The organism is Sorangium sp. So ce590 (assembly GCF_051521365.1).
Lineage (GTDB): Bacteria > Myxococcota_A > Polyangia > Polyangiales > Polyangiaceae > Sorangium.
In genome coordinates this window covers 7,651,007-7,675,120 of record NZ_CP150346.1, presented here as the reverse complement: position 1 = coordinate 7,675,120, position 24,114 = coordinate 7,651,007, and the positions used below count along the sequence as shown (strand labels likewise).

Genomic DNA, 24,114 nt, shown 5'->3' with positions numbered 1-24,114 from the left:
CACGAAACAGCGGTTTTCTTCGGCGGCAGCTCCTCGACAGGCCGCGCCGCACGCCTCGATAAGTGCGGCCTCGCCGCGCCGGTGAGGTCCGGTCGTTCGGCCTGCTTCGCGCCTCGTTTCTGCGGCGGGCTCGGCGTTCTGCGCGTTCTGCGCGCACGCGGCGCCGGCGACCCGGTCGCAAACGTGCTCGACCGCGGCGCCCCGAGCGACGGCGCCCCTCCCCGGGGCGACGGCGCTCCTCGGCCGAGGCCGAGCAGTCGCCCAATTCTGCGGGCACGCATGCTAGGAAAGCCATCACCATGGCATCCCGCGGGCGCATCCTGATCGTCGATGACGAGGCCAACGCGCGCGCGGCGCTCTCCGAGATCCTCCGCGAGGAGGGATACACGACCGAGACCGCGGCCGATGGCTTCAAGGCGCTCGGCAAGCTCGAGGAGTTCGCGCCCGATGTGGTCCTGACCGACCTGAAGATGCCGGGGCTCGACGGCATCCGGATGATGGAAAAGGCTCAGCTCGCGCTGCCGGACGCGACGTTCGTCGTCATGACGGCGTTCGGCACCATCTCGAGCGCCGTCGAGGCGGTGAAGAAGGGCGCGTACAACTATCTGACGAAGCCGCTCGATTTCTCGGTGCTCGCTGTCGTGGTCGAGCGCGCGGTGGAGCGGGCGCGGCTGCTCCAGGAGAACTCGCGCCTGCGCGAGCGGCTGCGCGAGCGCAACGCGTTCGGCCACGTGATCGCGAGCCATCCGAGCATGGCGAAGCTCCTCCGGCTGGTCGAGCAGGTGGCGCCGAGCCGCGCGAGCGTGCTGATCGTGGGCGAGACGGGCACGGGCAAGGAGCTCATCGCCGAGATGATCCACCGCGCGAGCCCGCGGGCGAAGGCGCCGCTCGTCCGGCTGAACTGCGCTGCCCTGAGCGAGTCGCTCCTGGAGAGCGAGCTGTTCGGCCACGAGCGCGGCGCCTTCACGGGCGCCGTCGGCCGACGCGAGGGCCGCTTCGAGCAGGCGAACGGCGGCACCCTGTTCCTGGACGAGGTGAGCGAGATCCCGCTCGCCACGCAGGTGAAGCTGCTGCGCTTCCTGCAGGAGCGCACGTTCGAGCGGGTCGGCGGCAACGAGACCCTCAAGGTCGACGTGCGGATCCTCGCCGCGTCGAACCGCGACCTGCGCCAGCGCATCGCCGAGGGCCTGTTCCGGGAGGATCTCTATTACCGGCTCAACGTCGTCACCCTGGAGATCCCGCCGCTCCGCGAGCGCCGGAGCGACATCCCCGAGCTCGCGACGTTCTTCCTGGGCCGCTATGCGCAGGAGAACGGCAAGCGGATCGATGGCTTCACGGACGAGGCGCTGTCGGCGCTGACGAGCTACTCGTTCCCAGGCAACGTGCGCGAGCTGGAGAACGCGATCGAGCGGGCGGCGGTGCTCTGCGACGGCGCGCGCATCGAGCTCCGGCACCTGCCGGCGCAGATGGGGTCCGAGCCGGCCGAGGCGTCCGACGCGATGCCGCGCGTCCCCGGGAGCACCATCTACGACCTGGAGCGTTACGCGATCCTGCGCACGCTCGAGGCGTGCAAGGGCTCGACCTCGAAGGCAGCGACGATCCTCGGGATCAGCCCGCGCAAGATCCAGTACAAGCTGCACGAGTACAGCGCGGCCGGGCGTGGCCGGGCGCGGCCGGGAGACGGCGCGTCCGGCGAGAGCCCCGAGGGTGAGGAGGGCGCATGAGCAGCGGTGCCGGATCGAGCGTCGAGGAGCGCGGCGGGCGCGCCGTGCCGGCCGGTGCCGGCGGGGAGGCGCTGGACGGCGAGCTGCTGATCGACGTCCGCGGCCTCCTCAAGACGTTCCAGGTGGGCTTCTTGCGCCGGAAGGCGGTCGAGGCGGTCAAGGGAGTGAGCTTCGGCGTGCGCCGCGGCGAGATCTTCGGCTTTCTCGGGCCGAACGGCGCCGGCAAGACGACGACGATCAAGATGCTGACGGGCCTCATCGCCCCGACCGGCGGTGAGGCGTACCTGTTCGGCGCGCGCGTGCCGTCGCCCGAGGCGCGCCGGAAGATCGGCTTTCTGCCGGAGAACCCGTACGTGTATCCCTACCTCACCCCGCGCGAGTTCGTTGAGCTCTGCGGCCGCCTGTCCGGGATGCGCGGCGCGGCGCTGCGCAGGCGGACGATGGAGGTGCTCGATCAGGTGAAGATCGCGTACGCCGCGGATCGGCAGGTGCGCCGGCTGTCGAAGGGGATGCTGCAGCGCACGGGGCTGGCCGCCGCGCTTGTCGCCGATCCCGAGATGCTGATCCTGGACGAGCCCATGAGCGGCCTCGATCCGGTGGGCCGCAAGGAGGTGCGCGATCTCATCTTTGCGGAGCGCGATCAGGGCCGGACGATCTTCTTCTCGACGCACATCCTGAGCGACGTCGAGGCGATGTGCGATCGCGTGGCGATCCTGCGCGAGGGCCACGTGGTGGTGAGCGGCGCGATCCGGCAGCTCCTGCGGGGCGACGTGCTGCGCACCGACGTCACGCTGGCGGGCGCGAGCCCGGCCCTCCTCGAGGAGCTCGGCGCGCTGGGCTTCGCGACCACGCGCCGCGGCGACGTCGTGATGGTCGACGTGGAGGGCGAGGCGGGCGTGCGCGAGGTGCTTCAGCGCTCGCTCGCCGCGGGCGCCCAGGTGGTCGAGGTGACGCCGCGCCGCGAGACGCTCGAGGACCTCTTCATGCGCCGCGCCCTCTGAGCGAGCCTCGCGCTGCGCCGTGGATGGGGAGGAGAGGGGGGCGCTAGGCCGTGGCGCCGGCGACGTCCTGCTTGGCCGCCTCGATGATCTCGAGCGCATAGGCCTCGATGGTCGATGCGTCCTCGCCCTCGACCATGACGCGCAGCTTCGGCTCCGTCCCGCTCCACCGCACGAGGATGCGCCCCTTGTCCCCGAGCGTCTTCTCGATGCGATCGACCGCGATCCGCGTCCGCTGCATGCTGTCGAGCGGCATCCGCGTCGAGAACGTCGCGTTCTCCAGCACCTGAGGCACCCGCTGCATCGCGCTCGAGGCGAGCTCGCTCAGCGGCTTGTCCTCCTCCATCATGATCGCGAGCACCTGCAGCGCCGCCACGATGCCGTCGCCCGTCGTCGCGTGGTCGAGGAAGATGAGGTGCCCCGACTGCTCGCCGCCGAACGAGTAGCCGCCGTTCCGCATCGCCTCGACGACGTAGCGGTCCCCGACCGCCGTCCGCACGACGTGCCCGTTCTGGGCCTTGAGCGCGCGCTCGAGGCCGAGGTTCGACATCACCGTCGTCACGATCGTGCTCCGCGGCAGCTTGCCGATGCGCAGCATCCTGAGCGCGCAGAGCGCCATGATCGCGTCGCCGTCCACGACCTGGCCGCGCTCGTCGACCATGATCACCCGGTCCGCGTCGCCGTCGAGCGCGATGCCGATCGCCGCGCCCCGCTTGAGCACCTCGGTCGTCACGTTCTCCGGGTGCAGCGCGCCCGTCTCGCGGTTGATGTTGCGGCCGTTCGGCTTCACGCCGAGCGCGGTCACGTGCGCGCCGAGCTCGGTGAACACCGAGGGCGCCACGCGGTAGGCCGCCCCGTGCGCCGCGTCGACGACGATCTTCACGCCGTCGAGCGACAGCGCCGTGGGGAACGTGCTCTTGCAGAACACGACGTACCGCCCCCGCGCGTCGTCGAGCTTCACCGCGCTGCCGATCGCCGCCCCGACCACCCGGGCCTCGTCGAGCTCGTGGCTCTCCATGAGCCGCTCGATCTCCTCCTCGGCGGTGTCGGGCAGCTTGTAGCCGTCGGGCCCGAAGATCTTGATGCCGTTGTCCTGATACGGGTTATGGCTCGCGCTGATCACGACCCCGGCGTCGGCCCGCATGCTCTGCGTGAGCTGCGCGACCGCCGGCGTCGGGATCGGCCCGCTCAGCATCACGCGGCCGCCCATGGCGCACACGCCGGACGCGATCGCGGTCTCCAGCATGTAGCCGGACAGCCGCGTGTCCTTCCCGATCACCACCCGCACCTGCCGCGACTTCCCGTGGCTCGCGACGAAGGCGATCGCCCGCCCGAGCCGCAACGCCATCTCGGGCGTCATCGGCGGCTGGTTCGCCACGCCGCGCACCCCGTCGGTGCCGAAGAGCTTGCGCCCCCCGGAGGCCTTCTGTGGTGCGCCCGTCGCCGACGGAGCGCCCTCCCTATGATCCTTCTTGGTGTGCTTCGGCACGGTCCCTCTCTGTGGGTCTGGGCTGAGGAGACCACCCTTAGCAACCTTTGCCAAGACAGCCTACGGCCAACTGCCGGCGCGGCGACCCTGGGCTCATCGTTCCGGTCTCGATGCGGTCGCTCATCGCGCCGCTTCCGTGCGACGCGATCGCTCCCCGCGCCACCGGTCACCGCGCGCCGGCGGCGGCGCGCCGGTCACCGCGCCGGCGGCGGCGCGCCGCTCACCGCGCCGCTTCAGGCGGCGCCTCGTTGTTGCGCCGCGCCGCCTCGTTGCTCAGCCGCAGCAGGACCGACGCCTGCGCCGGCGCGTGCAGATCCCGCCCGCGCGTCGTCCCCGCGCCGCCGCGGGGCGACGGCAGGAGCGCGTTGAGCAGGCCCATCAACCGCACCGTCGTCTGAGGCGCGATCCCGTGCGCCCAGCTGAGCAGGTGCGAGGACAGCCCGAGCTTCACCTCGGCGCGCCCCTCGCGCGCCGCCGCCACCACCTGCCGCGCCGCGCGCCGCGCGTCGATCGTCGCGATCGGGATCGACGAGGCCAGGCTGAACCAGCCGAACTCGCGCTGGGGGCTGCCGCCGAACTCGGCGTTGTAGATCGACCCCGTGCGCATGGGCCCGGGGATCACCGTGGTGACGCGCGGGCCCGGCGCGCTGCCGTGGCAGAGCTCGGCTCGGAGGCTCTCCGAGAAGCCCATCATCGCGAACTTCGACGCGTTGTACCCGAGCAGATGCGGCACGGCGACGCGCCCGCCGATGGACACCACGTTCACGATCCGCGCCGCGCGCCCCTGCCGCTGGAGGTGCGGCAGCGCGCGCAGCGTCGTGTAGACCGCGCTCCAGAAGTTCGAGCGCATCGCGTCTTCGAGCTCCTCCACGCCGAGGTCCTGCATCGGCGCGACCTGGATCATGCCAGCGTTGTTCACGAGCACGTCGATCCGGCCGAACACGCTCGCAACGCCGTCGATGAACGCCTCGGCGGCGGCGCGATCGCCGAGGTCGCACGCCACCGCGTGCACCTCGATGCCGAGCGCCCGCAGCCGCTGCTCGGCCCGGTCGAGCGCCACCGCGTCGCGGCCGGCGATCGCCACCCGGGCGCCGTACCGGCCGAACTCCTCGGCCAGGAGCAGCCCGAGCCCGCGAGAGCCGCCCGTGACGACCACGACCCGGCCGCGCAGGTCGAGCCGCCGCAGGGCGCGGAACGCCGTCCGCGCGAACGCGGCCGCCCCGAGGGCCGCCGCAGGAAAGAGAACCGGAGAACGCCGCTTCCTGAACGCCATGCCGCCGGACCGGCATCGCCCGTGCCAGACCGGCGCGCCGTCACGCAGCGACGCGCCTGCACATCGCACGGCGGCGCGCTCGCTTCAGAGCGTCACGACCGGGTCCGGCACGATGCCGAGCAGCGCCGACCGCACCTCGCCGACCAGGTAGATCGAGCCGGCCACGACGACGAGCCCACCCGGCCCGGCGACCTCGATCGCCCTCGCCACCGCCGCGCGCGGATCGCCGATCGGCTCGCCCGGCGCGATGTCGCGCAGCGCATCGAGCGGAGCGGCCGCGCGGCCCTGCGGCGTCGCGTAGAACCGCCGCTGCGCACGCGGGGCGAGCGTCTGTAGCATTTCGCCCCACCCCTTGTCGCCCATCGCTCCGAACACGAGCGCGGTGCGCGCCGCGCCCGGACCCTCCTCGTCGAGCCACGCGGCGAGCGCCCGCGCGCCGTGCGGGTTGTGCGCACCATCGAGCAGGACCTGGGCGGCGCCCGCGTCGATCCGCTCCAGCCGGCCGGGCCAGCGGGCCGCGGCGAGCCCCTCCGGGAGCGCCCGCTCGATCTCGGGCCACCGGCCCGCGAGCCGCCACGCGATCCCGCACGCCACGCCTGCGTTCTCCGCCTGGTGCGCCCCGCGGAGGCCGAGCTCCACCTCGATCGCGCGGCGCCCCGGCCCGGCGACGCGCGTCGCGCGCGCTCCAGGCCCCGCGCGCCCCACCGCGATCTCGCCCGCGCGCCCGCCGCGCTCGGCCCGTGTGACGCGGAGGCGCGGCCCGGCCCCGATCGCCTGTGCGACCGCCTCGATCGCGGCGTCGGCCTCGGGATCGAGCGGGCCGAGCACCACGGGCGCGCCCGGCTTGAGGATGCCGGCCTTCTCCCGGGCGATGTCGGCCAGCGTCGGGCCGAGCAGGGCCACATGGTCGAACGCGATCGACGTGATCGCCGTGCAGAGCGGCGCCGCGATCACGTTGGTCGCGTCGAGCCGCCCGCCGAGGCCGACCTCGAGGATCGCGAGGTCGACGTCCGCGTCGCGGAACGCGACGAACGCGGCCACCGTCAGCGCCTCGAAGAACGTGAGCGGCGAGGGGACCCGCTCCAGCGCGGCCGCGAGCGCGCGCTCGAGCGCCGCGTCGCCGATCGCGTCGCCGCCGATGCGGATGCGCTCGGCGAAGCGGGACAGGTGCGGCGACGTGTAGAGCCCGGTGCGGAGCCCGGCCGCGCGCGCGACCGACTCGACCATCGCGCACACGCTCCCCTTGCCGTTGGTGCCGGCGACGTGCACGGCGCGGAGAGCGGCCTGGGGGTCGCCGAGCGCCGCGAGCGCCTCGCGCACCCGGTCGAGCCCGAGCACCATGCCCCGCGGCGCCCGCTGCCCCAGCGCCGCGAGCAGCGCCGGGAGCCGCGGCGCCGCCGAGCTCATCGCCGCGCCTGGCGATTGCCCACGAGGTGCTGGAGCAGCGTACCGATGTACGCCTTCATCTCGGGGCGCGGCACGATGGCGTCGACCATCCCGTGATCGAGCAGGAACTCGGCCCGCTGGAAGCCCTCCGGCAGCGTCTGCCGGATCGTGTTCTCGATGACCCGGGGGCCAGCGAAGCCGATGAGCGCCTTCGGCTCGGCGATGTTCACGTCGCCGAGGAAGGCGAAGCTCGCGGCCACGCCGCCCGTGGTCGGGTGGAGCAGCACCGAGAGGAACGGGAGCCGCGTCTTGCGGTAGCGCTCGAGCGCGGCCACGCTCTTCGCCATCTGCATCAGCGAGAGGATGCCCTCCTGCATCCGCGCGCCGCCCGACGACTGGAGGAGCACCACCGGGAGCTCCTCCCGCGTCGCGCGCTCGAACAGCCTCGTGATCTTCTCGCCGACGACGGAGCCCATGCTCCCGCCCATGAAGGCGAAGACGAACGCGCCGTACGCGATGTCGCGGCCGTCCAGCCTGGCCCGGCCGATCTCGATCGCCTCCTTCGCGCGCCCCTTCTTGTGGAGCGCCGCGACGCGGTCCCGGTAGCTCTTGCCGTCGCTGAACCGGAGCGGATCGTTGGGGACGAGGTGGTCGTCCCACTGGGCGAGCTCGCCGTCGTCGAGCAGGAGCCTCCGCCACCCCTCGGCGTCGAGCTTGTGGTGGTGGCCGCACTGCGAGCACACCTCGAAGGTGCGGGCGAGCTCGGAGGCGTCGTGCGTGTGCGAGCAGCCGTCGCAGCGACGGAACACGCCCGCTCCCAGCGAGCGCTTCTCGCTCGCGTCGGTCGTCGGCAGGGTCTTTTCGGGCCAGGTCATCGGCGAACCCTCAGGCGCCCCGCTGGCCCATCTCCTGGACATCGGAGGGGACCCGGAGCGTTGGTTGTGTCTTCTCCTGCACCTCTCGGGCGCTCACGCCGGGCGCGAGCTCGCGCAGCACGAGCCCCTCGGGCGTCACGTCGAGCACGGCGAGATCGGTGATGATCCGGTGGACCACGCCGCGCCCGGTGAGGGGCAGCGCGCACTCGGTCAGGATCTTCGGCGCGCCGTTCTTCGCCGCGTGATCCATGATCACGACGACGCGCTTCGCGCTCACCACGAGATCCATCGCCCCGCCCATCCCCTTCACCATCTTGCCGGGGATCATCCAGTTGGCAAGATCGCCCTTCTCGGAGACCTCCATGGCCCCGAGGATCGCGAGGTCGATGTGGCCGCCCCGGATCTGCGCGAACGACTCGGCGCTCGAGAAGATCGCCGAGCCGGGGAGCATCGTCACCGTCTCCTTGCCGGCGTTGATGAGGTCCGGGTCCTCCTCGCCCGGGGCCGGGTAAGGGCCGATGCCGAGCAGCCCGTTCTCGCTCTGGAGCACCACCTCGACCCCGGCGGGGATGTAGTTGGCGACGAGCGTCGGCATCCCGATGCCGAGGTTGACGTAGTAGCCGTCCTTGAGCTCCAGCGCGGCGCGCTGCGCGATCTGTTCCCGCGTGAGTCCCATCGTGTCCCCTGTCCCGGCGCCGCGCCTAGGCGGCCGACGCCTTGCGCACCGTGCGCCGCTCGATCCGCTTCTCGTAGCGCTCGCCCTGGAAGATCCGGTGAACGAAGATCCCGGGCGTGTGGATGTGGTCCGGGTCGAGCGAGCCGACCTCGACGAGCTCCTCGACCTCGGCGATCGTCACCTTCGCGGCCATCGCCATCATGGGGTTGAAGTTCATGGCGGTGTGGCGGTAGACGAGGTTGCCGAACCGGTCGCCCTTCCAGGCCTTCACGAGCGCGAAGTCGCCGCGGATGGCCGGCTCGAGCACGTAGTCGCGGCCGTCGAACTGCCGCACTTCCTTCTTCTCGGAGTACCTCTTCACCGTGCCGTCGGGGTTGTAGAGCACCGGCAGCCCGCCCTCGCTGATGGCCGTGCCCGCCCCGGTCGGGGTGTAGAACGCCGGGATCCCGGCGCCCCCGGCGCGGATGCGCTCGGCCAGCGTGCCTTGCGGCGTGAGCTCGACCTCGAGCTCCCCGCTCAGGTACTGCCGCTCGAACTCCTTGTTCTCGCCGACGTACGACGAGATCATCCTCCGGATCTGGCGGTTCTGAAGGAGGATCCCGAGGCCGAAGCTGTCGACCCCGCAGTTGTTGGACACGACCACGAGATCCTTCGTGCCGAGCTCGCGGAGCGCAGCGATGCAGCGCTCCGGGATGCCGCAGAGGCCGAAGCCGCCCGAGAGGATCGTGGCGCCGCCGGGGATGTCCCTCACGGCATCCAGCGCGCTCTTGAAGACCTTGTCCATGGCCGACCGAGAGGTAGCCCAACTGGCCGCGAGGCAAAAGCCTCCGCTGCCGCCGCAGCGCGGCACGGGGACCGGGCGGCGCCGGCTTTTTGGCCCTACCCGCCGAAACCCCGTAACGCACCGGTGTGCCTCGACCGCTCTCCTTGCTGTTCACGATCCTGGCGCTCTCCTTGCCCGGCGCCCCGGCGGTCGCCGCGGCGCCGGACGCGCAGGCGCGCTCTGCCGCGGAGACGCCGGCGCGCTCGAAGGCGCGCTCCGCCGCGAAAGAGCCGGCGGGCTCGAAGGCGCGCCCCGCCGCGGGCACACGGGCGCGCGCGGGGGCGCCGCGCGCGCGGGTCACGAAGGACGCCGGCAAGGGCCACCGTCCCCGCGCCGGCGACGCCGGGTCGAGATCGGCCGAGCCGGCCAAGACCAAGGCCGCGCCCAAGGCGCCCGCCGCGTCGGTCGGCCACCCGAACGAGGGGCGCCTCGAGGGCGGCGTGCGGCTCGACACCTCGCGCAAGGACATCCGCGTCGTGCCCGCCTATGCGCACGCCGACGTCCGCTGGGGCATGCCGGCGCTCGTCGGCATGATCGAGCGCGCGGCGCGCGGCGTGGCCAGGCGCTTCCCGGGCGCGGTGCTCGACGTCGGCGACCTGTCGCGCCAGCGCGGCGGCGACGTCCACCGCCACGGCTCCCACGAGAGCGGCCGCGACGTCGACCTCGGCTTCTATGCGCTCGACGGCCGCGGCAAGCAGGTCCACGCGCCGCGCTTCCTGCGATTCAACGCCCGGCTCGCCTCGACCAGCCTGCCCGGGGCGCGCTTCGACCTGCCGCGCAACTGGCTGCTCGTGCAGCACCTGCTCACCGACCCCCGCGCCCACGTGAGCCACATCTTCATCTCCGATCCGCTGCGGCACGCGCTGCTCGCCCACGCCAAGCGCATCGGCGTCTCCCGCGCGCTGCTCGTCCGCGCGCAGTTCGCCATGATGCAGCCGACGGGCGCGGAGCCGCACGACGACCACATGCACGTGCGCATCTCCTGCCCGCGCGCCGGGCGCGGCAGCTGCATCGAGCTCGCGAAGAACGCCCCCTCGTTCCGCACGCGCGCGCGCATGGCGAAGACGGACAAGGCGCTCCGGACCCCCTCCGCCCGCGCTCAGGCCGCGCGCCCGCAGGCGACGCCCGCGACGCCCGCGCCGGAGCGGCCCCGCGAGGCCGGAGCGAGCCGGCGCGATCTCGCGAAGGGCTCGCGCCGCGAGGAGCCGCGCCGCGAGGAGCCGCGCCCTGAAAAGGAGGGGCGCCGCGCCGCGCCGCGCGCGGGTGGAGCCGACGCGCTCCCCGCCGCCGCGCGCGCGGCAGCGCGGCAGCCCATGGGCGGCCTCGACCTGTCGTTTCTGCGAGGGTCCACGCCTCACGACGACGTCGAGGCCGACTCGGACGGCGCCGACGCGAGCGGCGCGCTCGACGACAGCGGGGCGCTCAAGATCACGGACTGAGGCCCGCCTCCTCCGCGCGCCGCCACAGCCAGGCGTCGATGACGCAGTGCGTCGCAGGCGGTTCCGCAATCTTTGACCGGGGCGCCATCGCATCTGGACCGCGAGAGAAATCCTCGTGCAGACTGGGATGGATAAAGGGGGGTGTTCATGCGCCAAGCTGACTCCCACACCTCGATTCCCACGCTTCCATCTACTCCGTCGCTCGTCGCCAGCGGTCATGATCGGCGCGCGCTGCTCGCGGCGCTCACGTTCGTCGACAAGCCTCCCCAGAGCGGCGTGGCGCTCGCGCGCTGGTTCGAGAAGCACCTCGTGGCGCCCGGGCGGATGCCACGCCCGGCCTATGTGACCGAGGGCTTCTCCAAGCAGGTGGCGCTCGCCCCGGTAGAACCGGACGAGCCCGAGCTCCAGGAGCTCGTCGAGGCGGCGCGGTTCCGGGTGCTCGCCTCGCTCCGCGCCTTCATGCCGCCCGCCGCGGACGATCGCTTCCTCGCCGCCGCGATCGACGGCGGGCGCGTGCGCCGCGCCGGAGACGCCGCGCTCTGGGAGTCGTGCCCGCGCGAAGAGGACTTGCTCAGCGACATCGTCCTCAGCCTGTTCTCGGCGGACATGCTGAACTACCGCGAGTTCCACGACGTCTATCTCTGCGTCTGCAAGACCTGCCTCCGCATCGACTTCGACCCGAACCGGTCCGGCCGCACCGGCTGCCCCGAGCACCAGCCGACCGCCACGGTCGGCGTGATGCGCCGCAGCCGCCCGCCGCTCTGACGCCGGCCCGCGATCGCGCGGCTGGCGCCTGTCGCTTGGCGCGAGCCCCCGCGGGGCCCTGCCGTTCACGGGGCCCGCGCGACGCCGCCGTTCACAGAGCGCCCGCGAGCGGGAGGGAGCTCAGAGGCAGCCGAGGCGACACCTGGACGCCTGCTCCAGGCACGTCGACAGGCAGCTCTGGTAGCGCTGGTACTGGCTGCCCTGCGTGGGCTCCTTGCCGCATTGGGTCGCCCTGCACGCCTTGTGTCGCCGCTCGCACGCCCCCACGCAGCCGGCGTTGCCGCCGGCGGGCGCGTTGCCGGCCGCGGCGGCCGCGCGAGGCGCCGCGCCTGCAGCGGCCGGCGGCGACGCCGGGAGCTCCGCCGCCGGCGCATCGCTCCCCTGCGCCGGGGCCGTCCGTTGCGCCGGGGGGTGGGGCGCCCGTCCGCAGCGCTCGAAGGCGCGGCGCATCACGTCCTCCGCGGAGCCCGGAGGGATCTCGCACGCCCGCGCCACGCTCTCGATCCGGCGCTCGATCGCGGCGGCCGCGCGCGCCGCGACCCCGTCCGGCCGGGCCGCCGGCGGCGGGGCGCTCGCGGGAGCGGCGCTCGCGGGCGCGGCGCTCGCCCGCGCCGCCGCGTCGTCCGGCGCGCTCGACGCCCTGCCGATCAGGAAGGCGACGAGCAGGCTGACCGCCACGAGCCCCAGGGCCGCGAGCAGGAGGCGCGAATCGATGCGGCGCGAGGCGCGGGCCGGCGCGCGCTCGACGGCGCCCGGAGGGCCGGCCGCGCGGTACGCCGGCCCGGCGGCGCCGGGCGACCTCGGCTTCGCGGGCTCCGCCATGGGGACGGTCGGCGTCCGTGTGGTCGGCGGGATCGGCGGCGGCGCCAGCGTCGGGACCTCCGTGGGAGGCGAGGGGACCTGCAGCGGCGCGAGCTTCGGCAGCGGCGCCGGTCGCGGGATGTCCGTGTGCGCCTGCGCGATCGATGTGGCCGGCGGCACCATCGGCATGTCGGGCCACTCCACGAGCGGCCGCACCGCGCGGAGCTGCTCGACGAGCGACAAGAGCTCGCGCCGCTGCTCGAAGCGGCGGACGAGCTCGTGCGCCGCTCCCTGGATCCCACGATCCCAGGGGATGTCGGGCACGCCGAGCGCTTCTGCGAAGCGGCGCAGCTCGGCCAGGCTGAAGCAGGCCGTGATGCGCCCGCGGATCTCCGCGGCGTTGCGCGCCGTGTTGCCGGCGCTCCGCGGCGTCCCCGTGACCTCGTCGTCCACGCCCGCAGCTTACCGCACGCGCCACCGAAGCCGAACCTGGTATAGGCTCGGGACATCGTGTCCCGCGCTGCGGCACCCGGGGACGCGGAGGCAGGGAGATGAGCCGAGGGGAATGTCCCGCGCTGCGGCCCCCGGCGACGTGGAGGCCATGGAGATGAGCCGAGAGGACAGTGCAACTGGCGCAGCGACGCCCGCCCGCGCACCGCTGATCGGGCGCGAGGCCGAGCTGTCGGCGCTGGCCCGCGCCCTCGACGCCGTCGAGCGGGAGCGCTCCACCCGGACCGTGACGCTCGTCGGCCCGCCGGGCATCGGCAAGAGCCGGCTCGCGCGCGCTTTCCTCGAGCGGCAGCGCCAGGGCTCCGCCGCGCTGCGCGTCTACGCGGGCAGCGCCGGCGACATGGCGTCCGCGTACGGCATCTTCACGCGGCTCCTGCGCGCCCGCTTCGGCCTCTCGGACGGCATGGACAAGGACGCGGCCCGCGCCGAGGTCCGCGCGCAGGTCGCGCACGTGATGGGCGACCGCAAGGTCGGGGACGTCATCTACTTCCTCGGGCAGTTCATCGGGCTCGCGTTCGGCGACAGCCCGCTCACCCGCGCGGTGCAGGACGACCCGGCGCAGGCCGACCTCATCCGCCGCGCCGTGCTGAAGGCGTTCCTCGAGGCGGACGCCGCCCAGGGCCCCGTGTGCCTCGTCTTCGAGGACATCCACGCCGCCCACGACGACTCCCTCGCGCTCCTGCGCTACCTCATCGAGTACCTCGCGGGCCCGGTCCTGATCGTCTGCGCGGCCCGCCCGGAGCTGCTCACCCGCGAGGACGACTGGGGCAAGGTCGGCGAGCGGCGCCACGCGCTGATCGAGCTCACGCCGCTCGGCGAGGCCGAGGCGGCGGAGCTGGCGAGGGCGCTGCTCGCGCCCTGCATGCCGCGCGGCGGCGAGGACGTCGTCGTCGTCGACGCCGCGGGCGCGGAGTCGCAGGGCCGGCCGGGCGCGCCGCCCGAGCTCGTCGAGGCGGCCTGCTCCTTCGCGAACGGCAACCCGGCGCTCGTCGAGCAGATGGTCCGCATCTGCCACGACCAGGGCGTGATCGAGGAGCTCGCGCCCGACTCGGGCGGGCCGCGCTGGCGCGTGCACCTCGGCAAGCTGTCGACGGCGCACCTCCCGATGACGGTCGAGGACGCGGTGAACGTCCGCCTCGCCGCGCTCGATCACGACTGCCGGCAGCTGCTCGAGCAGGCCGCGACCATCGGCCCGGCGTTCTGGAGCGGCGCGCTGTTCGTGCTCGGCCGGGCCGGCTGCCAGGCGCCCGAGCTGTGGGGCGAGGAAGAGAGCGACAAGGATCTCGACCGGATCAACGCCGCGCTCCGCTCGCTGTGCGACCGCGGCTACCTGCGCAAGCAGAGCGAGTCGAGCTTCGCGGGCTCGGACGAGTTCGTGTTCATGCACGACAAGGAGCGCGAGGCGCTCCAGAAGCGGATGAGCGCCGCGGCCCAGCGGCGGTACCACCACGCGATCGCCGAGTGGCTGGAGCAGCAGGTGGCGGTGCGCGCCAGCGAGGAGTTCCTCGCCGAGCTCGCGACGCACCGCGAGCGCATCGGCGACGCGGTGCGGGCGGGGCTGTCGCTGCTCGACGCCGGGGACGTGGCGCGCGGGCGCTACTCGAACGCGAAGGCCGCGGAGTACTACGCGCGCGGGCTGTCGCTGCTCGGCGACGCGCACGTCGCGCGGCGCATCGACGCGCTCCACGACTACGGCGACGTCCAGCAGCTCGCCGGGCGGATCGACGACGCGCTCGCCGCCTTCCGCGAGATGCTGACGCTCGCCTACCGGCTCGACAACCGGCGCAAGGGCGGCGCGGCGCACAACCGCATCGGGCGGCTCTACCGCGACAGCGGCTCGCTCGACGAGGCCGGCAAGCACCTCACGACGGCGCTCCGCCTCTTCGAGGGCGCGCGGGACGAGCGGGGGATCGCCTCGACCATCGACGACATCGGCAAGCTGCACTGGCTCCGGGGCGAGTACCAGGAGGCGCTGAAATGGCTGCGCGACGCCCTCGCCCGCCGCGAGCGGATGGGCGACCGCCGCTCGATCGCGCTGTCGCTGAACAACCTCGGCCTCGCCCTGCAGGACTCGGGCGAGTTCAAGCAGGCCCTCAACACGTTCGAGCGGTCGCTCGCGATCCGGCGCGAGATCTCGGATCTGCTCGGCGTCGTGATGAGCCTGAACAACCTCGGGATGATCGCGCAGGACCAGCGCGACCACCGCCGCGCCCTCAAGCTCTTCGAGGAGGCGCTGGAGGTGGCGCGGCAGGTCGGCGATCGCAACCGGACGGCGCTCATCCTGACGAACATCGGCGGGACGCTCTACCGGAGCGGCGATCCCGACGAGGCGGTGCGGGTGCTGCAGCAGGCCGAGGAGCTCTGCGACGAGCTCGGCGACCGGCTCGGCCTGGCCGAGGCGCGGCGCGCCCTCGGGAAGGCCTACATGCTCCGGGGCGATCTGGAGAAGGCGCGCGACTCGATCAGCCGGGCGGTGGACCTGTTCGCCTCGGTCCGGAGCAAGGTGCACCTCGGCATCGCGCTGCGGACGCTCGGCGAGATCACGGCGGCGGGCGGCTGGGGCAGCGCGCACACGAAGAGCGCGCGCGCCTACTTCGCGCGGTCGGTCAGCATCTTCGAGGAGACGGGGAACGAGCTCGAGCTCGCGCGCACGTTCCAGGCCTACGCGCGGTTCCTGACGACCGACCGGAGCTTCGTGGCGAACATGGCGGCGCGGCGCGAGGCGGTGACGATGAACGAGCGGGCCGAGGCGATCTTCGCGCGGCTGAAGGTCACGTCGATGCGCTTCGAGGACGAGCCCACGCTCCCGACGGGGCCGGCGGGGCTCTCCAGGCCACCGGCCTCCTCGTCGAGCCCGGGCCGCACGCCCACCCCGGAGGAGCCGGCGTTGTTCCCGAGCCCGGGGCGGGTCTCCACCTCCAGCTAGCGCCGCGTCGCCCGCGCTCGTCCTTGAGCGCGCGGGAGGGGAGGTCTCGCCGAGGCGTCCGGCCCCCGCCCCGGGGGCCTGTCGTGGGCGCGGCGCCGGGGACGAGCTCGGGGGCGCGGTGATACATCTGGCGGGTGAAAGCACAGCACGAGAAGCGCGCCTCCGATTCGGTCACGACGATGACCGAGTACGTCCTGCCGACGCACACGAACGCGCTCGGCTCGATCTTCGGGGGGCAGGTGCTCGCCTGGGTCGACCTGTGCGCTGCGATCTGCGCGCAGCGGCACACCGGCAGCACGGTGATCACCGCCGGCATCGACAATCTCTCGTTCGACCGCGGGATCAAGGTCGGTCAGGTCGTGCGCCTGTCCGCGCGGGTGACGGCGACCTTCCGCACGTCGCTCGAGATCCTTGTGTCGGTCGAGGGGGAGGACGCGACGACGGGCGACGTCTGGCCCACGGTCACGGCCTTCATGACGTTCGTGGCCGTCGACGCGTCGCTGCGGCCGACGGCGGTGCCGCCGCTCCGGCTGGAGACGGACGAGGATCGCCGCCTCGCCGAGGCCGCGGCAGAGCGGCGCGCGCGCCGGCTCTCCCGGCGCGCGGGCGGCCGCGGCGGGGCGTGAGCGCTACCTCTTCTTGAACCGGTCGGGATCCCCGAGGAACTCGAAGTGCATCGTGTCCTCGAGGTCGTCGTGGCCCAGCCAGTCGAAGCCGTAGCGCTCGAACGCCTTGATCCAGCAGCGGGAGAGGGCCGCGCGCTCGTAGGCGGTGCGCTTCTTCTCTTGGCACAGCGGGCTCGTGGGCCACGGATCGACGCAGCCGCAGCACGGGTTCCGCTCGGGATCGATGTCGATGGCGGTGCCGAAGAGGTGGTTCGAGATCTCCGCGCCGCGGTAGCTGTTCGCCGTGCGGAACCCGCCGACAGCGCGCGGCGTGTAGCGGCGGGACTTGCTGTTGCACGTCGCGCGGATCCGCTTCTCGACGCAGTGGAGCGCGGGCGCGACCTTCTCGTGGATGGAGAGCGGCAGGCCCATGAACCGCACGGTCGTGGCCTGGGCGTGGGCGCTCTCGGAATTGTAGCGCCGCGTCTCCTCGGTATCGACGTGGCCGTAATGCTCGGCGAGGTAGCGGACCGCCTTGGCGTGCTTCTTCGGGTTGAGCATGCCCTTCTGGACGAAGGTGCGCCGCTTCAGGAACTTCTGCGGGCTCTGCGGGCGGCACTCGTACTGCGGCGCCTTCTTCTTCTTGCTCTTGCCCCCGGCGGCCTCCTTGGCCTCCGCGACGGGCCCGCCGCCGAGCCCCGAGGGGCCGGCCGCGAGCAGAGCGATCGCTGCTGCCACGAGCAGATGCACCCGTGTCCGACCGTTCGCGTTCACGCGCGGAGGTTAAGCAGGCCGCGTCAGGCGCGGCAAGGACTTGCCGCAGGCGCCTGTCAGGAGAGCGCTGTCAGGCGACAGGGCGCACCCTTGCGGCAGGCGGCGCACTGCGTCGCAGCGACCGCGTCACCGCGATGGCGCCGCGGCGCAGACGCGGTATCCCTTCGCCCCGGGCGCTCTCGGATGTGTGTCTCCGCCTACGCGTGCTCGCGGCCGGAGCGGAGGTCGGTACCGTCTGGGCCATCGCCCCCGGTTGCACCGCTGAAGCGGCGTTTCATCCATGCAAGGGAAATCCGCCGTGAACCCCCGTGTTCGTGCGGTGACTCGTGCCGACATCGGGCGGCATGGCCGTTGCAATAGCGGGAGTGTTCCCTCTGCTGCGGTGGTTACCGCAAGCGGCCCCGTGTCGAGGATTTTCCGCGGCGAGCACCATGATGAAAGAGGTCCGCAGCGACCAGCAACGGCAAGCGAACGAGACGCCGATTCCCAGAAGCGGTGTCGTGCGCACCGTGCCTCGGAGCGTCATGCCGTCGAGCGCGCCGGCCGCCGAGGGGCCGCTCGTGGGGCCGAACGGTGCGTCCTTCGAGGCGCGTCCGTCCGACCCGCTCCTCGGCAACATCGACATCGACGCCGCTGTCGCAGGTGTCCCCGAGTTCTACGCGATGAAGGGGATGTTCTTCAACGCGCTGGCGGCGACGCTCGGGGAGCGGTTTGCGCAGGTGGTGACGACGCTGGCCAGCCCGCCGCGGGGTGGGCTTTACCTGCCGTTCTCGGACTATCCGATGCGGGACTTCCTGCGACTCTACGACGCGGCCGCGCGGCTCTCGCACCCGAACCGGAGCTCGCGCGAGGCGTACCGGCGCCTGGCGCGGCAGCAGGTCGCGGCGTTCAGGGAGAGCGCGCTCGGTCGGATCACGATGCACCTCGCGACCGACCCGGGCGCCGCGCTGATGCGCTACACGGGCAGCCTCGGCGCCCTCGTGAAGGGGCCGTCGGCCAGGGCGCGGCAGCTGGGTCCGTCGGAGGTGCAGATCGACATCAGCAGCTTCCGTGGCACGCTGGAGTACCCGCTGGGGAATTTCGAGGCGCTCGTCATGGGATACGGCGCCAAGCCGACGATCTCCGTGGATGTGCGAGGGCCGGACGCGCTGCAGTTCGTGGTGAGCTGGTAGGGCCACGCCGGCGGCGGTAAGAGGGCGGTCAATCCGGTCGTAAAGCCGATCGCGAGATACCGTGGCGAGATCGGGTGTTGCCGAGACCGACGTACGCGAGGCGCGTTCGTCCACGCGCTGACCGACAGCTCAAGAGTCGACGAGCCATCTCCCCTCATCGCGGCACCCCCCTCGTCCGAGCCTCAACCCCGAGTCACAGCTCCCGAGCGGGCAGGTGCAACGTTCCCATGGCGCTGCATCTCCCGCCGATTCCCCGCCCGCGTCCTCCCGGCCGACCTTGCGCCCGTCCCCTCCCTTTGCGAGGGTCTCTGCCGGGCCGCCGAGCCCGTCCCGGGGACCACGCCAGATGACCACCAGCGAGATCACGCTCTTCGTCTACGACAACCTCATGAAGGGCGAGGACCAGCATGAGTGGCTCTCGGCGGCACGCCCGCTCGGGGAGGCGAGCACGACCCCCCAGTACGCGCTCGTCGACCTGGGCACGAGCGGCGCCCTCGTCGAGGGCGGGCTCGTCGCCGTGACCGGCGAGCTCTACGCCGTCGCGCTCGCCGCGCTCGCCGCGCTCGACGTGCACCGGGGACACCCGATCCTGCACCGTCGCGCCGCCGTTCGCCTCGCCGACGGGCGGGAGGCCCAGGCCTACCTCCTCTCGATGGAACAGGCCGCAGGATGCCGCCGCGTCCGCGAAGGCGACTGGCGGAAACGTCGTGGCGCGCCCGGCGCCGCGCGGACCCGCGACAACAGCCCGCTCGTGAGCTGGGCCAAACGCCGCTTCGATCCGTCCCGCTGACCGCCGACAGCTCGGCCCACAGCATGGACCGCCCGCCCCCGTCCGCTCGCTCACGCCGCCGGAACGAGGCCGACGCGCCATCCGATCGAGCGGCGCCTTCCTCCGCAGGTGCCAGGCCGAAGCCCCAGGACGCGTGACGATGATCTCGGCGCATGACCGGACCCCGGGCACGAACGGAGAGCCCGCAGCGGCCTCCGCCCAGCTCGCGGAGGCGAGCCGCCGCTGCGGCAGCTCTGCGGCGGCCCGCACCCCCTCACGACGCCCGCGCCCGCCCAGCGCGTGCTCCTCTGCGCGCCGGGCGGGCAGCCCCTTCCGCGCCACGAGATGCCCCTCGTCCGGGCGGCGCGCGGCCAGGGGACGACCTGCCGAGCCGGGCGAGACGACGACCTTCCACTTCACGCTCCCGCTCCCGGCCGCGCCCTCGGGCGGCGACTGATCCCGCGCCCGCGGCGCCCTCCGCCGCGACGGCCGACACGAGGTCCGCCGCGACCGCTCAGCCGTTCTGGATGCGCGCCACGATGGCGTCCGTGAGCGCCTTCGTGTCCGACTTGCCGCCGAGGTCGCGGGTGCGCACCCCGTCCACGTTCAGCGCCCCGTCGATCCCGGCGCGCAGGCGGCCGGCGAGCTCCCCGTGGCCCACGTGGTCGAGCATCATCGCGGCGGCGAGCATCAGCGCGATCGGGTTCGCCACGCCCTTGCCGGCGATGTCCGGCGCCGAGCCGTGCACCGCCTCGAAGATGGCGGCGTGCTGGCCGATGTTGGCCCCCGGCGCCATGCCGAGGCCGCCGACGAGGCCCGCGATCTCGTCCGAGAGGATGTCGCCGAAGAGGTTCGTCGTGACGATGACGTCGAACTGCCACGGGTTCAGCACGAGCTGCATCGCGCACGCGTCCACGATGCGCTCGTCGGTCGCCACGCGGCCCTCGTAGCCCTTGCCCACCTCGCGCGAGGTCTCGAGGAAGAGGCCGGTGAGGGCCTTCATGATGTTGGCCTTGTGGACGATGGTGACCTTCTTGCGGCCGTGCTTCTCGGCGTAGTCGTAGGCGAACTCGGCGATGCGGCGCGAGCCGACCCGGGTGTTCACGCCCGAGCCGATCGCCACCGCGTGCTCGTCGCTGCCGATCGGGATGTAGTGCTCGAAGCCCACGTAGAGGCCCTCGAGGTTCTCGCGCACGAGCACGATGTCGATGTTCTCGTAGCGGCCGCCCGGGACCAGCGTGCGCGCGGGCCGCACGTTCGCGAAGAGCTTGAACTCCTGCCGCAGGCGCACGTTCGAGGAGCGGTATCCCCCGCCGATCGGCGTCTCGAGCGGCCCCTTGAGCGCGAGCTGCGTGCGGTGGATGCTGTCGAGCGTGGACCGGGGCAGGGGATCACCGGCCTCCTTGACGCCGGCCATGCCGGCCACGCACGTCTCCCATTCAAAAGGCGCGCCGAGGGCGTCGAGGGCGCGCAGCGTCGCCTCCACGATCTCGGGGCCGATGCCGTCGCCGGGGATCAGGGTCGCAGGGTGCTTCGGTGAGGTCACGGGCTGTCTCTTCTCGGGCTCGAGGTGATCGTCGCGTTGAGGAGGAAAGTCGCACACATAACCGAGGTGCACGCCGCGATCTACCTCGCCGGAGCGGCGGGACGCGCCGCCGCTCCGGCGAGGTAGATCGCGGCCTCCCCTCGTCCGGTCGGCCCCTCGCGAGATCGCCCGCCGGGCGCAAGTCCCCTTGAGGTTCCCCGTTCGCGCCGCCATCATGACGCGCGTCCATGATTTGCCCGCGCTGCCACCGCGCGTACGCCGACCGCTCTTACGGCTTTTGCCCCGACGACGGCGCCCGCCTCGTCGAGTCCCTGTCGTCCGCGCCGCCCGCGCAGCCGACGCGGCAGTTCGGCGCCGTCCTCGAGGATCGCTACGTGATCCAGGGCTTCATCGGCGCCGGCGGGATGTCGCGCGTGTACCTCGCGGTGGACAGCCGCACGAAGGAGCAGGTCGCGATCAAGATCCTGAACCGCAACTTCGCCGCGGACCGGACCCAGCGCGAGCGGTTCCTCCGTGAGCTCGAGGTGGCGGCCGAGCTCGGGCACCCCAACATCATCCGGGTCTTCGACGCGGGAGAGCGCAAGGACGGGTCCCCATTCATCGTGCTCGAGCTCCTCACCGGCGAGTCGCTCGGCGTCCTGCTCCGCCGCGAGGTGGCCGTGAGCGAGGCCGTCGCGCTGCCGCTGATACGGCAGGCGGCGTCGGCGCTCGCCGACGCGCACGCGGTCGGGATCGTCCACCGCGACGTGAAGCCGGACAACATGTTCCTCGTCCGCTCCCCGAGCGGCCGGCGCGTGCTCAAGGTGATGGATTTCGGCTTCGCCAAGCTGAGATCCGGCCCCGTGACCGCGGCCGGCCTCGTGCTGGGCACCGTCCCCTACATGGCCCCGGAGCAGGCCCTCGCCGATCCGGTCGACGGCCGCACCGACATCTACGCCCTCGGTATCACGATGTTCCGCATGCTCGCCGGCCAGCTGCCCTTCTCCTCGCCGGACGACGTGGTGGTCGTCGCCCAGCACGCCTGCACGCCGGCCCCCCGCCTGAGCACGATCCGCCCCGGCATCGACCGGCGCCTCGAGGCGCTGGTCGCCACCGCGCTCCGCAAGCTGCCCGGGAACCGCTTCGACTCGATGCAATCGCTCCTGGAGGACGTCGAGCGCATCCTCGGCGCCCGTCCCGGCGAGCCGATCGGCGCGCCGCTCCGGAAGACCCCCGACGTCTACGAGCCGGTGAACCCGGCGGCGCGCGAGGCGCTCAAGTTCCTGCGGCGCCAGCTGCCCTGAACGGACAGGCGGTATCCCCTCCGGCGCGGATGCGCCGATGCGCTGACGGGCCGATGCAGGGTCACCGCGCGCCGAGGTCCTCGACGCGGTAACCTTCCGGATACGTGCGGTTCTTCATCCTGGTGAGCAGGCGCGGCGAGCGCCGGCGCGGCATCGCCCGCAGCAGCGGGCCGCGCGCGCGGAGCGCCGCCGCGACGATGCGGCGCAGCGCGGGCGGCGGCCGCGGCAGCCCGACCGCGTCGAGCAGGGGATCGTCGATGAGCGCGTGGATGACCTGCGCCCCGAGCGGCCACAGGGCCTTCGGCAGCACCCAGCCGAGCATGAGGTCGCGCGTCGCGACGGCGAGCCGATGGTTGTTCTCCGAGAACCGCAGGTGCTCCGCCTCGTACTCGAGGTTGAAGCGCTCGAACGCCTCGAAGCTCGGCGGGATGTCCCGGATGTTCATGAGCGTCCCGACCTGCTTCCAGTAGTGATACCCCGCGAGCTTCTCTTTCCGGGTCAGCGGCCGCCAGCCGAAGCGCTCGTTCCAGCGGACGGGCTCGAAGATGAAGGTCGACAGCGTGTACAGGTACTCGTCGTTCGGGATGGTGTAGCGCCTGTGCTGCTGGTTCATGCGGCGCAGCGCCGCCCGGCCGCGCTCGCTGTCGTATCCGTTCTCCAGGATCTCGGAGAGGATGAGGGTCGTGTCGTCGTAGCGCTTCTGGGTGCGCTGCAGGAGCTCCCCTGTCTGCACCAGGAGCGGTGTGCCCTTCGCGATGCCGAAGACACGGAGCAGCGCGAGCTCGAGGGCGCGCCGCGTGTCCCACGGGAAATCATAGTATGTCGTGAGAAACGCGATTTCTTGATGGTCCTTGACCGGATCGAGGTTCGCCTCGATATGGTCGCGGATCGCATAACGGGATCGCGATTCGGGAGGAGCCCAGCGCATGGATAGATCTCCTGATATGTATCCGCTCGATGACTCCACTGTGTCTATCATATCTCCGCGGTCTCTGGCGGAGACGTCGTTGAGCCGGTGCGGGGGCTGCCCATGCGCCGAGGTGGAGCAGACGAGGTGAGGACGGACACCGGGCGCCGTGGCCATGACGTGGGGGTGGGGCGAGGCGGCCCGCGCCCCGCGCGTCAGCTGTTCAGGCCTCCGCGACCGCCCCGGCCGCCGGGGCGGTCGCGGAGGACGGGCCGGAGCGCTCGGGCGGCTCAGAGGTACGGGCGCCGGCGCTGGGGCGGCTACGCGTGCGCTGCCTGCGCGAAGGTGGCACCCTAGCTCCGTGCAGCCTGTCATTGACGACATGATCCAGGAGCTCCTTACGCGCCATCGGTCGACCGGTCGGGTGGACCTCAACGACATCGCCGAGGTCATCGACCGCCGGCCGGTCTCGTATGAGGAGGTGGAGCACATCATCGACCAGCTCGAGTCCGAGGGCCTCCGCGTTGCCGAGCCGCTGGACTCGGGCGACGTCGAGGTGCTCCGCGCCGTCCTCGCGAGCGCGAGGCGGCTCGCGGCCGAGCTTGGGCGCACACCCACGATCGGCGAGATCGCGCTGGCTTCTGGCCATGCCCCGCACACGGTGCGCCGGGCGCTGGAACAAGCCGGGCGTGCCAAGACTTGTTGAAGAGGACGCGTGGAGGCCACGCCGGACGCAGCGCAGCGCGGCAAGACGCGGCAAAACTCGGCAAGACCCAGCAAGGGCATGCAGAACGAGCAGAACGAAACGGAGCCAAACAAAACGAAAGCGCCGCGCCGTTGAGGGCAGACCAGAGCTCTACAGCAGTGTTACTATGGAGATGGAGGGGTGCTCTGTATCCGTAGTCGATTGTTTCCTGTACGCGTCAGGGAAGGAAGGCTGGCCTGATGAACATTACGATCACGTTCCGGCACATGGTGGGTACCGAGGCCGTCAAAAAGTATGCTCACGAGAAGGTCGCCAAGCTCCAGAAATTCCTTAGGCAGGCGATGACGGCGCAGGTCACCCTCTCCGTCGAGGGCCTGACCCACGTCGCCGACGTCCGCATCTCCTCCGGCAGCCTGGCCTTCCAGGCGACCGAGCAGGGTGAGGACATGTACGCATCGATCGACATGGTCCACGACAAGATCGAGCGGCAGATCCGCGATGGAAAGGGGCACACCATAGCGCGCAAGCGCGGCGGCACGAGCGCCGGAGAGTACGCCGCCGAGGTGGAGAGGGAAGCGGTGGCAGGGGCGGGACGCACCCGATCCTGAGCCGCCGAGTCGGCGGGGCGCACCCCATTCGAGCCGCCGCGCTCGCTGTCGCGGCGGCG

General features: G+C 72.5%; 21 protein-coding genes. 11 read left to right on the top strand and 10 right to left on the bottom strand.

The window, feature by feature from the left end; all coding sequences use genetic code 11:
* Nucleotides 1–299: 299 nt before the first annotated feature.
* Complete coding sequence (locus WMF28_RS28745) at nucleotides 300–1,724, top strand: sigma-54-dependent transcriptional regulator (RefSeq protein WP_437596525.1); 1,425 nt, start codon at nucleotides 300–302, stop codon at nucleotides 1,722–1,724.
* A complete protein-coding gene (locus tag WMF28_RS28740) occupies nucleotides 1,721–2,725 on the top strand; it encodes an ATP-binding cassette domain-containing protein (protein ID WP_437596524.1) in 1,005 nt (334 codons plus the stop codon). The genes WMF28_RS28745 and WMF28_RS28740 overlap by 4 nt, the downstream gene beginning before the upstream one ends.
* A gap of 43 nt (nucleotides 2,726–2,768) precedes the next feature.
* On the opposite strand, the gene glmM is transcribed toward WMF28_RS28740, so the two are convergent.
* From glmM to WMF28_RS28710, 6 genes are all read right to left on the bottom strand, one after another.
* Nucleotides 2,769–4,211 (bottom strand): phosphoglucosamine mutase, encoded by a 1,443-nt coding sequence (glmM, locus tag WMF28_RS28735; protein WP_437596523.1) that lies wholly within the window; start codon nucleotides 4,209–4,211, stop codon nucleotides 2,769–2,771.
* Nucleotides 4,212–4,431: 220 nt separating this feature from the next.
* Nucleotides 4,432–5,484, bottom strand: a complete 1,053-nt coding sequence (locus tag WMF28_RS28730) for an SDR family NAD(P)-dependent oxidoreductase (protein ID WP_437596522.1) — start codon at nucleotides 5,482–5,484, stop codon at nucleotides 4,432–4,434.
* A gap of 84 nt (nucleotides 5,485–5,568) precedes the next feature.
* Entirely contained in the window at nucleotides 5,569–6,891 is a 1,323-nt protein-coding gene (locus tag WMF28_RS28725) for a bifunctional folylpolyglutamate synthase/dihydrofolate synthase (RefSeq protein ID WP_437596521.1), read from the bottom strand.
* A complete protein-coding gene (accD, locus tag WMF28_RS28720) occupies nucleotides 6,888–7,745 on the bottom strand; it encodes an acetyl-CoA carboxylase, carboxyltransferase subunit beta (RefSeq protein ID WP_437574310.1) in 858 nt (285 codons plus the stop codon). The genes WMF28_RS28725 and accD overlap by 4 nt, the downstream gene beginning before the upstream one ends.
* A gap of 10 nt (nucleotides 7,746–7,755) precedes the next feature.
* Nucleotides 7,756–8,421, bottom strand: a complete 666-nt coding sequence (locus WMF28_RS28715; protein ID WP_437596520.1) for a CoA transferase subunit B — start codon at nucleotides 8,419–8,421, stop codon at nucleotides 7,756–7,758.
* A 25-nt stretch (nucleotides 8,422–8,446) separates the two neighbouring features.
* The gene (locus WMF28_RS28710; protein WP_437596519.1) at nucleotides 8,447–9,205 is read right to left on the bottom strand and encodes a CoA transferase subunit A; all 759 of its coding nucleotides are present in this window, start codon (nucleotides 9,203–9,205) and stop codon (nucleotides 8,447–8,449) included.
* Nucleotides 9,206–9,330: 125 nt separating this feature from the next.
* Between WMF28_RS28710 and WMF28_RS28705 the strand changes: the two genes are divergently transcribed.
* Entirely contained in the window at nucleotides 9,331–10,683 is a 1,353-nt protein-coding gene (locus WMF28_RS28705; protein ID WP_437596518.1) for a penicillin-insensitive murein endopeptidase, read from the top strand.
* 147 nt (nucleotides 10,684–10,830) lie between these two features.
* The gene (locus WMF28_RS28700; RefSeq protein WP_437596517.1) at nucleotides 10,831–11,448 is read left to right on the top strand and encodes a hypothetical protein; all 618 of its coding nucleotides are present in this window, start codon (nucleotides 10,831–10,833) and stop codon (nucleotides 11,446–11,448) included.
* 120 nt (nucleotides 11,449–11,568) lie between these two features.
* Here WMF28_RS28700 and WMF28_RS28695 read toward each other — a convergent pair whose 3' ends face one another.
* The gene (locus WMF28_RS28695) at nucleotides 11,569–12,702 is read right to left on the bottom strand and encodes a hypothetical protein (protein ID WP_437596516.1); all 1,134 of its coding nucleotides are present in this window, start codon (nucleotides 12,700–12,702) and stop codon (nucleotides 11,569–11,571) included.
* 112 nt (nucleotides 12,703–12,814) lie between these two features.
* Between WMF28_RS28695 and WMF28_RS28690 the strand changes: the two genes are divergently transcribed.
* Both WMF28_RS28690 and WMF28_RS28685 read left to right on the top strand, forming a co-directional pair.
* On the top strand, nucleotides 12,815–15,685 hold the full coding sequence (locus tag WMF28_RS28690; RefSeq protein ID WP_437596515.1) for an ATP-binding protein: 2,871 nt from the start codon (nucleotides 12,815–12,817) through the stop codon (nucleotides 15,683–15,685).
* Between the two features lie 134 nt (nucleotides 15,686–15,819).
* The gene (locus WMF28_RS28685; RefSeq protein ID WP_437596514.1) at nucleotides 15,820–16,311 is read left to right on the top strand and encodes an acyl-CoA thioesterase; all 492 of its coding nucleotides are present in this window, start codon (nucleotides 15,820–15,822) and stop codon (nucleotides 16,309–16,311) included.
* A gap of 3 nt (nucleotides 16,312–16,314) precedes the next feature.
* On the opposite strand, the gene WMF28_RS28680 is transcribed toward WMF28_RS28685, so the two are convergent.
* On the bottom strand, nucleotides 16,315–17,028 hold the full coding sequence (locus WMF28_RS28680; RefSeq protein ID WP_437596513.1) for a M15 family metallopeptidase: 714 nt from the start codon (nucleotides 17,026–17,028) through the stop codon (nucleotides 16,315–16,317).
* Nucleotides 17,029–17,564: 536 nt separating this feature from the next.
* Between WMF28_RS28680 and WMF28_RS28675 the strand changes: the two genes are divergently transcribed.
* Both WMF28_RS28675 and WMF28_RS28670 read left to right on the top strand, forming a co-directional pair.
* On the top strand, nucleotides 17,565–18,236 hold the full coding sequence (locus WMF28_RS28675) for a DUF2378 family protein (protein ID WP_437596512.1): 672 nt from the start codon (nucleotides 17,565–17,567) through the stop codon (nucleotides 18,234–18,236).
* Between the two features lie 346 nt (nucleotides 18,237–18,582).
* Nucleotides 18,583–19,026: a gamma-glutamylcyclotransferase family protein gene (locus WMF28_RS28670; protein WP_437596511.1), complete on the top strand. Its 444-nt coding sequence runs from the start codon at nucleotides 18,583–18,585 to the stop codon at nucleotides 19,024–19,026.
* A 493-nt stretch (nucleotides 19,027–19,519) separates the two neighbouring features.
* Here the strand turns inward: WMF28_RS28670 and WMF28_RS28665 are convergent, their stop codons facing one another.
* On the bottom strand, nucleotides 19,520–20,551 hold the full coding sequence (locus WMF28_RS28665; protein ID WP_437596510.1) for an isocitrate/isopropylmalate dehydrogenase family protein: 1,032 nt from the start codon (nucleotides 20,549–20,551) through the stop codon (nucleotides 19,520–19,522).
* A gap of 227 nt (nucleotides 20,552–20,778) precedes the next feature.
* Here WMF28_RS28665 and WMF28_RS28660 point away from each other — a divergent pair, with 227 nt between their 5' ends.
* Entirely contained in the window at nucleotides 20,779–21,834 is a 1,056-nt protein-coding gene (locus WMF28_RS28660) for a serine/threonine-protein kinase (RefSeq protein ID WP_437596509.1), read from the top strand.
* A 61-nt stretch (nucleotides 21,835–21,895) separates the two neighbouring features.
* On the opposite strand, the gene WMF28_RS28655 is transcribed toward WMF28_RS28660, so the two are convergent.
* The gene (locus tag WMF28_RS28655) at nucleotides 21,896–22,762 is read right to left on the bottom strand and encodes an oxygenase MpaB family protein (protein ID WP_437596508.1); all 867 of its coding nucleotides are present in this window, start codon (nucleotides 22,760–22,762) and stop codon (nucleotides 21,896–21,898) included.
* Nucleotides 22,763–23,102: 340 nt separating this feature from the next.
* Between WMF28_RS28655 and WMF28_RS28650 the strand changes: the two genes are divergently transcribed.
* Nucleotides 23,103–23,447 carry a sigma-70 domain-containing protein gene (locus tag WMF28_RS28650; protein ID WP_437596507.1) on the top strand — a complete coding sequence of 115 codons (345 nt, stop codon included), beginning with the start codon at nucleotides 23,103–23,105 and terminating at the stop codon, nucleotides 23,445–23,447.
* Nucleotides 23,448–23,686: 239 nt separating this feature from the next.
* The gene (gene hpf, locus WMF28_RS28645) at nucleotides 23,687–24,055 is read left to right on the top strand and encodes a ribosome hibernation-promoting factor, HPF/YfiA family (RefSeq protein ID WP_437596506.1); all 369 of its coding nucleotides are present in this window, start codon (nucleotides 23,687–23,689) and stop codon (nucleotides 24,053–24,055) included.
* Nucleotides 24,056–24,114 lie beyond the last annotated feature (59 nt).